General features: G+C 45.7%; 9 protein-coding genes. 3 read left to right on the top strand and 6 right to left on the bottom strand.

Annotation, left to right across the window (positions count from 1 at the left end):
• Positions 1 to 321: 321 nt before the first annotated feature.
• From RCO84_RS16265 to RCO84_RS16255, 3 genes are all read left to right on the top strand, one after another.
• Entirely contained in the window at positions 322 to 1569 is a 1248-nt protein-coding gene (locus RCO84_RS16265) for a PD-(D/E)XK nuclease family protein (RefSeq protein WP_317585732.1), read from the top strand.
• Between the two features lie 139 nt (positions 1570 to 1708).
• Complete coding sequence (locus RCO84_RS16260) at positions 1709 to 2212, top strand: hypothetical protein (RefSeq protein WP_317585730.1); 504 nt, start codon at positions 1709 to 1711, stop codon at positions 2210 to 2212.
• A gap of 7 nt (positions 2213 to 2219) precedes the next feature.
• Positions 2220 to 3248, top strand: coding sequence for a hypothetical protein (locus RCO84_RS16255; RefSeq protein ID WP_317585729.1), 1029 nt, complete (start codon positions 2220 to 2222; stop codon positions 3246 to 3248).
• A 180-nt stretch (positions 3249 to 3428) separates the two neighbouring features.
• Here RCO84_RS16255 and RCO84_RS16250 read toward each other — a convergent pair whose 3' ends face one another.
• From RCO84_RS16250 to RCO84_RS16225, 6 genes are all read right to left on the bottom strand, one after another.
• Positions 3429 to 5603: a TonB-dependent receptor gene (locus RCO84_RS16250; RefSeq protein WP_317585727.1), complete on the bottom strand. Its 2175-nt coding sequence runs from the start codon at positions 5601 to 5603 to the stop codon at positions 3429 to 3431.
• A gap of 9 nt (positions 5604 to 5612) precedes the next feature.
• Positions 5613 to 6101: a calycin-like domain-containing protein gene (locus RCO84_RS16245; protein WP_287828693.1), complete on the bottom strand. Its 489-nt coding sequence runs from the start codon at positions 6099 to 6101 to the stop codon at positions 5613 to 5615.
• Between the two features lie 63 nt (positions 6102 to 6164).
• Complete coding sequence (locus tag RCO84_RS16240; protein ID WP_317585725.1) at positions 6165 to 6509, bottom strand: DUF2149 domain-containing protein; 345 nt, start codon at positions 6507 to 6509, stop codon at positions 6165 to 6167.
• Between the two features lie 23 nt (positions 6510 to 6532).
• Positions 6533 to 7126, bottom strand: coding sequence for a MotA/TolQ/ExbB proton channel family protein (locus RCO84_RS16235; protein ID WP_089543797.1), 594 nt, complete (start codon positions 7124 to 7126; stop codon positions 6533 to 6535).
• Positions 7126 to 7815, bottom strand: coding sequence for a hypothetical protein (locus RCO84_RS16230; protein WP_264901317.1), 690 nt, complete (start codon positions 7813 to 7815; stop codon positions 7126 to 7128). Before RCO84_RS16230 ends, RCO84_RS16235 begins: the two co-directional genes overlap by 1 nt.
• A gap of 2 nt (positions 7816 to 7817) precedes the next feature.
• A complete protein-coding gene (locus tag RCO84_RS16225) occupies positions 7818 to 12170 on the bottom strand; it encodes a cobaltochelatase subunit CobN (protein WP_445081700.1) in 4353 nt (1450 codons plus the stop codon).
• Between the last annotated feature and the right edge of the window lie 277 nt (positions 12171 to 12447).

Genomic DNA, 12447 nt, shown 5'->3' with positions numbered 1-12447 from the left:
AAACCACCTTATTGTAATATCAATCTTTCAAATGATAACGCTGAAAAAGCAGAAAAAACACCTATTTTTACAAAAAAATCAGCTCACAATGAACAACTTTAGAAAAAAAATGGTATATTTGCAGTGCTGTTATAAACAAGCAGCAGACATGTTAAGGAAACAACTATGCTTGGTTCGTACTGAGAATCTGGACAATTCATTGTACACAAGAACGAAGTCGGCAAGTTCTTATGCTTGTCCAAGCGGAATTGCTTCTTATTTATAAACAAGGCGATGTCGCAAACAAGTACGACATTGTCATAGAAACTATAACGAAGAATTATGGATACATTTGTAGAAAAATTAAAGAACAATCCCATCTTCCATCTATCCTTATCAGCCAAAGAGTTGTTTCATAGCAATTTTTTGGCATGGTTAGCTGTAGATAAGAAAACGCAAGCCCTTTTCAAAAAGATTCTTTATACCTGGTTAGGAGAAGATACTTTTGATTATAATACAGATTGTATGGAAGTCAAACGTGAATACAAGAATTTTGATTTTAGTATTTGCAAGAAAATAACCAACGATAAGGAATCAAAAACGGGAAGAATCCGTCTGGTTCTAGAGAATAAATTCAAGAGCATAGCTTATAAGGCTCAGCTTGAAAATTATCAAAAGAAAGTTGACGCTCTTAACGAAGAGGCAGACAAAGCACAATGTAAAGCAAAACTGAAGTTTAATAGTGCAAAATTTGAAAATTGGAAAGAAAACGCCAAACTTCCAAAGACAAAGTATATCTTACTCACATTAGCTGAAGATTTCTTAGACAAAGAAGCTGTCAAAGAATCCGGATGGATAATTGTGACATATGCAGATTACTCTAAAACCCTACACGACAATCTGGATCTTGTCAAAGATAAGTTTTACAAGGAACTTCTAGAAAAATATTGCGAGTTTATTGATGCATTCTACACCTATATCAACAACAATTTGGAACAAATTAAATATACTGACAATTGGGAAATTCTCAAAGAAATGGATTCTTCCCCCCTGCGCTGCAATGATATATGGCAGAAACTTGTTATGCACCAATGTGCCTTGCAATTAGCCAAGAAACTAGAAAAGAAGTTTGGTAAAGATTTTCAGCCAATAATCGTCACTTCTGATCAAGAAATCTGGGGAGAAAATGGTACTGAAAATAAAGACAAATTATTTATGAGAGTTAGCTACTACCATGGTGAAGCCCTCCTTGAATTGAAGTATCTTATTCCCCAAAAGGGTATCTTTGTGCTCCAACAGCAAGGTAACCATCCTTTGAGAGCCGGTTTTTTAGATATGCTTTCGAAAAAGCCAAAATATTCCAAAAAACATGATACAAAGAATTGGAATGAAGAGACTGATAGGATCATTAGAGGAGCTAAACTTGCAACTATGGTTTCCCCTAAGAAAGTGGAATCAGAAGATAAGCCCCGATACAAATCTTTTGGAGTTTTCTATTATAACGATTTAAATAACGTTACTAAAAATATAGATAAAACACTTGACGATATGATTGACAATATCAATAAAGTCATTGTTCTTGTAAAATAGCAAAACAAGTAGAGCTATAGCTTACAATCCCTTGCCGTTCTAAATTTTAAGATGAAAAATTGGAATTACAAGAATATTTTTTGAAATTTTCCCTTCATATTACTATATTATAAAGGTATAACCAAAAAGAAAGAATAAAATGGCAAATAAAATGTCTTTATGTATCATCAAATACACCTATACTCGATATGTAGGGGTGGATATCGAAAAATATACTCGGGGACTATTCGAGTATGTGAAGGAAGAGTTTGGGGAGTTTCAACCACAAATGTCAGAGCCTGGAACTATACCTGATATGCCAGACTATCTGGACATCGTGCTCTGCAAAAAGGACGGAAGTATCTTCTACGAAATGGATATCCAAAGACGTGCCATCAACATCCCGCATGATTGTCAAATGGATGGATTAGTATTGGAAATCTTTATCCAGAACTGCGATGGCACGAGATACAAAAAAAGACATGCATATCCCAAGCCTTGGTGGAACCATAAAGCTAACGGCAAGTCGGACATGAGAAAACTGAAAATTCATAAAACTATCAGCAAAAGGCATCTTAACAATCAAGAAGGCAAAGACTCTGAAGGCATCAGAATACCTGAACTTAGATCTCAGATTCTCAAGTTTCATAAATTCTTAAAATAACCATCCCATGACATACGAAGAATTCAAGCAATTGGCTGAGCATCCACAGCATCGGGATGTTCCTGCCATCTTCAAGCTCGAAGTTTTAGAAACAGAAGAGCTGGAGGAGAAAAAGCGTTCACATTATCCGAAATATAAGGTGAACACCTATTGTCCGCAAGCCTTCACTACAACTTTGGAGGAGGCAGAGAGACTGATGCACCAGGATGTCCTTTACCGCAAGAAGATGAAGGAGGAAGACGACTATCCGCTGGATACCTTCTGCTATTATATCTCGGAGATTCCGCTGGGACTGTTGCACTACGACCGTGAATGTCTTTCGGAAAGAGTGTATGACGGTGAGGGAAAACTGATCGACCGGTCTTACTGCTGTTCGCGTTTCAGCATTTACTATCCCGGAGTCTGCGATTTGCCTGCATACGACCGTCATCCTGACGAGACCTTCCGAGGCAGAAACGCAGAACAGATTAGATTCCAGAAAGGTGACATCGTGGAAGTATATCGTGGCGATGAGGTGAAACTTGCCATCGTTGTCGGAACTCCGCTTACCACCGAATGGATCTGGGAGAGAAACCAGGCTGCCAAGGATAAAAGGGGATTGGATAAACTGCCATATGATGAAACGGATGACAGCTATACCGTGATAGATGGTCCCGGCTACGAATACCACGACCATGTTCCGTCGCTGTATGTCTTCGCCCCTCACTATCATGTGCCGCTCTATCTTCAGAGACGATTCAAGGGGTATCTGGAAAAGGCTGAGAAAAAGCAGAAAGAAGAGGAGGAGAAAGACAGGATCTTCCGCCAAGCTCACGATTGCAGCTTCAGCAACAAGGAACAAATAGAAAAATCTGAAAAGTGCGGCTGTTTCTTCTGCGGCGAAATCTTCTCGCCATCCGAAATCACGGATTACCTCCCTGATGAGCCGCCTACAGCCGAATGTCCCTTCTGTTATACCGACTCCGTAATAGGTGATGCCTCCGGCTTCCCTATCACCAAGGATTTCTTGAAGAAAATGAAGAAGAAATATTTCTAGGGCGATTTTTCAACGTTTTCATCTACATTCTCCCCTATCTCATAGGGGCAGTATCAGTTTTGAAAACGGACATAAAAAATGCGATAGCACCGCCCTAACTACCTGTTTTTATACAGTTAGAGAGGGGGCTATTAATAAAAAAGAAGCAGGATGGAAGACTGGTCCACCCTGCTATTTTTATTAGAATACCTTTACGAAACGGTCGATATCGATAGAAAGGCCTACCGTGAAGGTGCGGCCGGTGGTCATCGCAGAACTCCAATAATAGTTCTTTGGCGTATAACCGAAAAGATTATCTACCGTGAAATTCAGATTGACGGCATCCAGGAATCGCTGTTGAAGCGTGAACTTCCACAACTGATAACTGCTGTCATGCTTCTCGATGTTCGTATCAGGAGAAGACAGGTATCTGCCTGACAGAGCGGCATTGATGCGATAGAACGAACAGAGCTGACGGTCGTAGTCGAGACGCCAGGTAGCTGAATGCGGACGAGGCTGGGAGAACTGGGAATCTACACTTCTGCCACCCACATGGAGATAACTGTAGTCGAGTTTCACACCGAGTCCCATATCCGAACGGTACTGGGCACTGAAGTCGATGCCGCTCACCTCTACTCCATCCTCGTTGCAATAACGCGAAGCCACATCCGGCTGACCGGTTCCCGGGGTATAATCGGCATAATCCTCGGTAGTGATGCGCTTATCATACTTATTATAATAGCCCATGAGAGTAAGACTATACTGACCGGTAAAGAAGCCAGCATTCTTCACCCTTCCGGTATGCTCCAGCGCCAGGTTGTAGTTGTTGCTTTTCTCCGGCTTCAGATCCGGATTACCGTAAATCATCTGCATACCTGCCATATCAAAATTCATAAACATCTCCTTGAGCGTTGGGGCACGGAATCCGCCTGCATAGTTGGCACGGATGGAGAAGCCCTTCCACTTGGTCATCAGAGCCAGACGACCGGTAGTGGCATGCTGGCTGGATGCAGAGAAGTAATCATGACGAAGACTTGCCACGATGTTCAACCACTGCAAAGGATTGTAATCGAACTGGGCGAAGGCATCGTATGAATTCTGAGTCTTGGAACCATTGTTGGCAAACTGATAGGTGGTAAGATAATCGTTCAGGACATCTGCACCTACCGTCAATGTATTCTTGCCGAAGATATGGGAATAGAGGGCACGGACGGTGTTCTGACGGTTGGTATAATCGTGGTCGTGAGTACGCTCATCATTCACATATCGAGCCTTGTCATACTGGTCGAAGCCGTAAGAAATCTCCAGATTATCATTCTCCGAAAGATTCATCACGGTCTTCAGTCCGGCAGAATAATCCATGTAATGATCATCATAGTTGCTGCGCTTGCTGATACGATTGAAATAACCGCCACGACCTATCAGTTTTACCTTATCAGAGAGCTTGTAGGTAAGACGCTCCTTCACATTGAAGGTCTCTCCACCATAGATATGGAGGATGTTGGATTCTGTATCAAAAGGACTGGTAAGCTGAACCTCATCCGACGTGGTGCGCTGGATGCTGGTCTGCGAATTCCATTTCCCGGCATTGAAGCTGAAGCTTCCACCGTAGCGCCACTCCTTGTTGAAGTTGTTGTAGCGGGTATTGACATTGGCAGTCCAAGGTTCGCTGTTTTCACGGGAGATGATGTTGATGACTCCGGCTACGGCATTGGCGCCATAGAGCGCCGAAGCAGCACCCTTTACTATCTCGATACGTCCTACATTATCCAAGTTCAGACGACTATAATCAACATTATCCATGGTTTCACCAGCCAATCGCTCGCCATCTACAAGGAAGAGCACGGCATTTCCACCGAAACCATTCATATTGAGAGAAGTCTCCTGATTCATGGCATAGCCGAATTCCAGACCCGGCATCTGCTCGGTGAGGAGGTCCTGGATATTGGTAGCATCAGCTATCTTGATATCATTGGCGGTAATCAGACGGGTTACCACAGGAGCATCCTTCAAAGCCTTCGGAGTTCGGGTTGCGGTAACTACCACCTGATCGAGGGCAGTAGCATCCGGTTGAAGGCGAAGCACATGCTGCTCACCTTTTCTCTCATCCGCTTTCAGTACGAACGTCTGAGTCTGATAGCCCACAAAGCTCACCTTCACTCTCACCGCTCCATCCTTACTGTAAGGAATGCGGAAATATCCGTCTTCATCAGTTGTTACCCCATCCTTTGCATGCAAAATCTGGACGGTAGCACCCGCCAGAGGTGCGCCCGAATCATCGAGCACTCTACCCACGATATCGCCCTGGGTTTCGGCTTTCAAATTCAGGCACAATCCGCAAAGGATCAGGAATAGTGCGAATATTTTTTGTTTCATCGAGTTATATTACTTCTTAGTAGCTTCAAATTTACCTACCATTTCCATAGGCATACCCCCAAAAACAGAAGTAAAGTTCAATGAAAGAGTGTTATTCTTAAAAGAACCTTCCAGTTTTACTGTATACTGTTTTTCTTCACCTTTGACATTTAGACCAGTACCTGTATATTTCGTTTGAGCTAAGACATATCCACCATTAGAACTTGAGACTTTAACTGCAGGTACTGTAAATTCAGGCAAAGTCATCATACCTTCACCAAATGAAGGCAATGTAATCTTTACCGTATTATCATCAACAGCTTCCACTTTTATAGTTTTATCTTCATACGTAGAAGATTGTCCCATTACAGTCACATTTAAAGTACTTGTGTATGTTCCTACTATTTCCTTAGCGCCGCCAGCAGTATTGTCATCATCATCACTGCTGCAAGAGCTGAATGCTACACACATAGAAACCAAAGCCAACATCATGGCCATCATTGTCTTAAACTTTTTCATTTTTCTTTATTTTTCTTTTAGTTACAATAATATTTTCTGTTTGAGGGGATTTGCAATCCCCGATTATTTATCTTCCGGAACATAGATGATTTCGCCATTCTCCAACTGGTAAGCAATGCCTACCTTCTTTCCCTTGTTGCCCGACTTCTTACTCTGGTCTTCAGAAGGAGTATAGCGATTTATCTTTTCACCATCCTTGGTAATGATTTCCATATTCTCCTTGCCAGGGTTCTTCACCATAGTGAAGTTATCCTTGCTGAACATTTCCGTCATATTATAGCGCGAAACGAGTGCCACCATCAGGGCAAGGGCAAACACCATCGCCACATCGAAGAGGTTGCTCACTACGCTCATCGGATCATCATCCTCGCCATCATGCGAGAGACGACTTCTACGTCTTTGTCTCATATTCTTTTCAAGATGTTAAGGAGTTACTTTTTCTCATCAATCAGGTCTGCCATAAACTCGAGGTTACTCATATCCTCGGTGTACCAGCGGTTCTTGGTCTGCTTGGTTACAAAACCGATGGCTGCAGAGAACAATCCTACTACGGTGGTAGCGAAAGCCACCTGCATATTGTAAGCCATCGAAGCAATATCACCGGTAGAAAGACCAACCAGGGCTGGACCCATCGGAATCAAGGTACCCATCAAACCGAGCATCGGACCCATTTTCAGAAGAGTAGATGGAAGAGAAAGATCCTTCTCAACAAACTGGGCATACTGGTCGAGGATGCGATTCACCTGCGCCTTGCTCTGACGGTTGTCCACGAGTTTCTTCATATAGGAAACGATGACAGCCTGCTTGTTCTTCGGCAAGCGATCGCCCAGGGTATCGATATTATCGAGCGTCAGGGTGTTCATCTGTTCACGAATCTCCGCACCCGACTTGCGCTTTACAAGATACTGTCCGAAGAAACCTCCAAGGAGCAACAAGGCTCTGAGGAAGAAGAAAATCAACAAAATAATCACAGGAACCAGCATGCCTGTGGAAATCCAAAACAATACGTCTGATATGTAATTCATTATACTCTATATTTTTTAATTTGATAATTGTAAATTGCCCACCCTATTACCATTCCTACGATGACGATGGCGATGACGCCGAGAAGCGAGAGGGCATCGAAACTGTTGAATCCTGCCACCGCTGTCCTGCCATTCACCGTACCGATGATGCCCATCAATCCGAGCAGCACCTCTACCAGGAAAAGCAGTTCCAAGCGGATTGGTCGCTCCGGCAAGAGCCATCTCAAACCATAGGTGAATACCGGCGTCAAGACCAGCAGTACTACGGCAAGCACCCATGCCACTACCTGGAACGATACGCCAGGAAGCAGGAAGATGGTCATCACCAGAACACTGAACAGCACTGGGAAAAACAGCAAACCCGGGAAGTACTTCAGGAAGATGAAGAACACCCATTTGCGGCGGCTCACATGTTCCGAAGTCTTCAGATCTACGTGGTGCACACAGAAAAGCATCGTGAGTGCCACGTCGATACTCAGCAGCACCGCCATATCGAGCATCAGCTTCTGGTCGGCTATCCAAGCCGCAATCTGCGTCTTCGACTGCTCGATGGCAAGTGGCCAGGTCATTCCCACGAAGAAGGCTACGAGCACCGAGATGATCATAATCTCCTTCACTCCGTGGAAGGTCTGCTTCAGCACAAAACTGAAGCAAACCAATATCATCATTACTAAAACTAATGTCTCCATTTCTATTCAACCATATTCTTTCTTCTTCTGCGAATCAGAATCGCCAACATCACGAATGCTACGATGACGATGACACCTACTACGATGCCGCTCACCACAGTGGTGGTCTTCTGAGCATCCTCATTCAGCGTCTCCTTCTTCATCACCATACCCTTGTCGCTGCTGTTCTTCGCAGCCTCAGCATCGCGGATCTGCTCTACATTCTGCTGATATTCCTTGGCAGAAGCAGCATCGGTCTTGCTGGCGATATAGTTGCGCAGCTTGGCATTGTCGCAAACGAAACCGGAGCATGAAGGCTTATACTTGTTCACAGTCTCGGTATGAAGCTTGGCGATGTCCTTGAGCTGCTGAGGAGTAGCCTTCCACATTCCCTTTCGGGCACTCTCCATCATCACGGCGGTCATCTCCATCAGCGCTGCCGGATTCTGCTTATCGAAGAACTCCTTGGTTCCGAGATTGTACTTGTCCTTGACATATACATTATATATCTCGTCCCACATTTCCTTGTCGATTGCCTTTGGCTTCATCACATTCCAGCCGTAGGTATTGGTTACGATTTCGGCGAATGTGCTGGCACTGCTGGCTCCACCCTTCATTTTCTCCTTGATATAGGCTGGGTTGAAGATGGTGGTTCTGCTCTCGATGCCGATAGCCTCCTTCACCTCCTGCATTCTCATATTGCTATGGTTGCGATAGTCGGCGAGATAAGCATCCGGATCCTTTCCGGTTACGTTGCGCACAGCGAGGTTCATACCTCCCATGAATTCATATACGTGGTCGAGACTCAAAGCACCCCAAGTGTTGCTCTGTCGTGGCTGAACCACCACATCAGTACGGGTCAGCGCTGCCTCGAAAGCAGCCTTGCGAAAAGTCTCCCAGTTTTTCTCATCACCATAGAAGGCACCCATATTGTTCATATAGACCTCGGCAATCTGACTCTCCTTATCCCAGCGGTCGCCTGCGGTTACCATCTCCTGGATACCAGTACCATAGTTGCCGTTTACGCCACCAAAGACACGATACATACTCACCTCGCGTGCCTCTTTTGGCGACATACCCTTCTCTACGAGCACTCGTTCCGATTCGGTAACACCGGCTTTCACCAGGTTGTCGTACTTGTCACCCTTGGCATTTGCCGCCATCTCTATCGCCTTGTTGATGAGGAAGAGACGGGATGCTGCCAGGTCGCGGAGCTGACCGGAAGTCTGAACCACGACATCGATGCGAGGACGGCCCAACTGCTTGGATGGGATGAGACGCAGATCGGTAACACGACCGAAGGCATCTCTTACCGGTTCTACACCGAGCATATAGAGAATCTGAGCGATGGTAGCACCCTCTGTTTCGATAAACTCGCTGCTCCAGAGTGTGTAGCTCACCTTACGAGGATATTCACCCTTATGTCGCTCACAATACATCTTGATGGTATTGTCGCAAAGTTCCTTCGCCTTCTCCCAGGCATCCTCCGATGGTGTATTCTCCACATTGATGGAGAAGAGATTCCTACCGGTAGGCAGGGTGTTCGGATTCACAATCAGATCACCACCTGGAGATGGAGCGGTAAAGCCGCCATTCAGGGCATTCATCAGAGAAGACATCTCGTTGAGCGGACTCTGACGGAGCGCCTCCGAATACTTGCCCACATTCTGCAAGGCATGCTCTACGGTAGTAATCGCCTGAGCCAGCTGAATCTGCTGACGGGTATATTTAGGTGCTTTCGACATCATCATACCCTTATCTTTAGAAGATTTTTGAGACGCCTTGCCGGCTTTCGCCATCTTCGCCTTCTTCAAATCCTCCTGATACCATTTCTGTCCCTTCTTGATGGCTTCCATCATCTTGTCAGGGAAGTGACCGGTCTGCTCCATCTTCTCAAAAGCCTCACGACTCATCTGCGGAACCTTCTTCTTATGAGAAACCTTGGCTGCACGGAGCTCGCTTACCGTACGGTGATCTACCTTCTTCGGCTTCGCCTCCTTCGCTCCACCCATCTGGTCTGCCATCTGCATCATCATCTGGATAGGATCTGGAGCAGCCTGCATCGCTTCAACCTTGCGAGCCATCTGGAGTTCGGCAGGAGTGATTCCTACATAACGGCAGATGTATTCATCAGAAACCGAGGCTGAACCCAGAAGCTGGGTCACGGTATTGCGTGCCTTGCTCAGATAGAGACGGTCGAAAAGCTGCTTGTGCTTCTCCACACCCTCCTGAGCACGACCTTTCAACTTATCTACTGCCAGCATTCCGTAGGCAATAGGGTCCGTAGCCATCGCATAGACACTGGTGCGGATATCATCGTTATCGTATGGCACACCCAGAGTATAGAGTTTGCCGGTAATCTTCTCGTTTGCCAACTCTTCCGCAAAGTTCTCTACTCTCGCGATTTCATCTGCAGAATAAGGCTTGTTCATCTGCTTGGCATCGAGTCCCAGTTCTCGGGCGATTCCCATCTTCACGGTCAGCGCCTTCACCTTGAGCGACTGTTCGGTAGATGCCTTCTTCTCGTATGACTGAATGGCATCACTCAACTGCTTGTAGGTCTGTCGCAACTCGCTCTCCTTGAAAGGAGGGGTGAGATAGCTCTGGGTCTGAGCGTAGGTACGGCGCTTGGCAATCATCGCCTCGCCCACATTGCCGATGGTATATATATAAAGATGTGGAACCACACCAATCAATCGGTCACTCCAGTCGTTGCTGTCGAGTGCCACCTGCTTTCTCGGAGTATATTCCAGCGAACCGTGGGTTCCGAAATGGATGAGTGCATCGGCACTGAAACCATAACGTGCCCAGAGATAAGAGGCAACATAGGTGTAAGGAGGTGCCTGGTCGGTGCCATGCACAATCTTGAAGGAGTCGCCTCCCACGCCTGCCATCACCTGTGGAAGCAGAGCCACATTACCGAACTGCAGTCTTGCCACCGCCAGCTTACCGTCATCGGTAGCCATATATTTGCCAGAGAAGGAACCATAGAGCTGATTCATCTCCTTGATCATCTTCTTAGACAAAGCCTTCTGGGTCCATCCGGCAAACTGCTGGGCGGTAACCAGGGCAGGATGTCCAGACTTCAGGAACTGGGTATAAGCACCCTCGGCATAGGTTCCGAAGACGGCACCCTGAGCCTGGATCATCTTTGCCAGTTCCTGAGGATTGGCTGGCAACTTGCCTACATTGTATCCCTCATTCTTCAAGCGAACCAGGAGATTGTAGAGCGATGGAACCACTTCCATTCCCGAAGCGGTGAGTGCATTCTGACCGGGACCCTTGAAGTAGAAGATGGCGATGCGCTTGTTGCTGTTCTTCTTGTTCTTCAGATTCACATAGCCCTGCACGCTCTCCACGAAACTCTCCATTCTGTCAGGGATGCCGTAAACCTCCTGCAAGCCCTCCTTGTTGATGCGCTGACCGAAAACCACGTATGGACGGATGGCACCATCAATCTCCGGAGTCACGATGCTCTGCGACATGAAGCCACCGTTCATTCCCTGCTTGTCGTTCTCCCAATCGGTGGTCAAACGGTTGATATTAAGAGGTGAGAACAATGGAATATTCTTCTGCTTCAGGAACTCAACGAAGTAATCGCCCAGTCTGCCGTGCGCCATATTCACTACGGCATTCGCCTGGATACTGTCGGCATGATGACCGGCAATAAAGCTCTGCAGCTGGTTGATGCGATACACCATGAATCCCTTCTTTTCGAAAGCTTTTTCCATATCAGGAGCCGCACCCATAAAACCGGTGAGCAAGATGGCAGGAGCACCTTCTTTATATAATCCGTTCTTCGCCAGGAAGGCATTGTACTCACGGATGCTGTTGAAACCCAGTTCATCACCCTTCTCATCTTTCGGGTCAAAATGAGTCAGGAGATAGTTTGGTCGCTCATCCACACGTTCCGGTTCTGGAGCCATGAACTTCTTTCCGTCGATAAACTTACGGATGTAAGCGAGCATACTGTGATAATTCTTCTTGCTGCCGTTCTCGATATACTGCATCAGATAATCAGCATCGAAGTTATCTACCGATACGATATTGTTGGCTGGGTTGGTAGCAGCATGAGTCAGTGTTGGCACCTTGTAGGAAACCTCTTCCAACTGCTTGCGCTGGTTCTCGTCAATTCGGAGTCCCATACCATTCACGATAATCATATCGTAATCATCCAGATGATCGAAATCATCGGTTGTGATCTCACTCAGTTTAATCATCGCATTGTCGTTGGCATGCGAAATCTGTCCCAGCGCAATAGCCTGATAGTTGAGGAAAGCGATGCGGGTAGTACCCACCCAGGCAGAGTAAGCCTTCGCCAAACCTCCCAGAACAATCACAGCCAATAAGGCCAGGAAGATGTGTTTCTTTTTAATCTTTCTAATTTTTCCTAATCCTTTTTTCATATCTATTCCTTTTTTCGGGCTGCAAAGGTAAGGCTTATTTAGAAATTGTACAATACCGAGAAATTGCGATTTTCACATTTTTTATACTTAGAATTAAGTATCAGGTTAAACGCATTAATATAGTCTGTACTAATAAATAAGTAGTGTTTTCAGGACTTTTTCTTTCATTTCAGCCCTCAAAAAGAGGAATTATTCCGAAATATGCAGAAAGAGCGTAATCACCATTACGGCAATCACGCTCTTTCTA

Source organism: Segatella copri, from assembly GCF_949820605.1.
Taxonomy (GTDB): Bacteria; Bacteroidota; Bacteroidia; order Bacteroidales; family Bacteroidaceae; genus Prevotella.
The sequence above is the reverse complement of the archived record's forward strand: the minus strand, read 5'-3'. Positions and strand labels throughout refer to the sequence as shown.

Bases quoted from the DNA above. Each gene is read 5' to 3' on its own strand.
- RCO84_RS16260 (WP_317585730.1), top strand. From the start codon at position 1,709: ATGGCAAATAAAATGTCTTTATGTATCATCAAATACACCTATACTCGA.
- RCO84_RS16240 (WP_317585725.1), bottom strand. From the start codon at position 6,509: ATGAGACAAAGACGTAGAAGTCGTCTCTCGCATGATGGCGAGGATGAT.
- RCO84_RS16250 (WP_317585727.1), bottom strand. From the start codon at position 5,603: ATGAAACAAAAAATATTCGCACTATTCCTGATCCTTTGCGGATTGTGC.
- RCO84_RS16235 (WP_089543797.1), bottom strand. From the start codon at position 7,126: ATGAATTACATATCAGACGTATTGTTTTGGATTTCCACAGGCATGCTG.
- RCO84_RS16255 (WP_317585729.1), top strand. From the start codon at position 2,220: ATGACATACGAAGAATTCAAGCAATTGGCTGAGCATCCACAGCATCGG.
- RCO84_RS16265 (WP_317585732.1), top strand. From the start codon at position 322: ATGGATACATTTGTAGAAAAATTAAAGAACAATCCCATCTTCCATCTA.
- RCO84_RS16230 (WP_264901317.1), bottom strand. From the start codon at position 7,815: ATGGAGACATTAGTTTTAGTAATGATGATATTGGTTTGCTTCAGTTTT.
- RCO84_RS16245 (WP_287828693.1), bottom strand. From the start codon at position 6,101: ATGAAAAAGTTTAAGACAATGATGGCCATGATGTTGGCTTTGGTTTCT.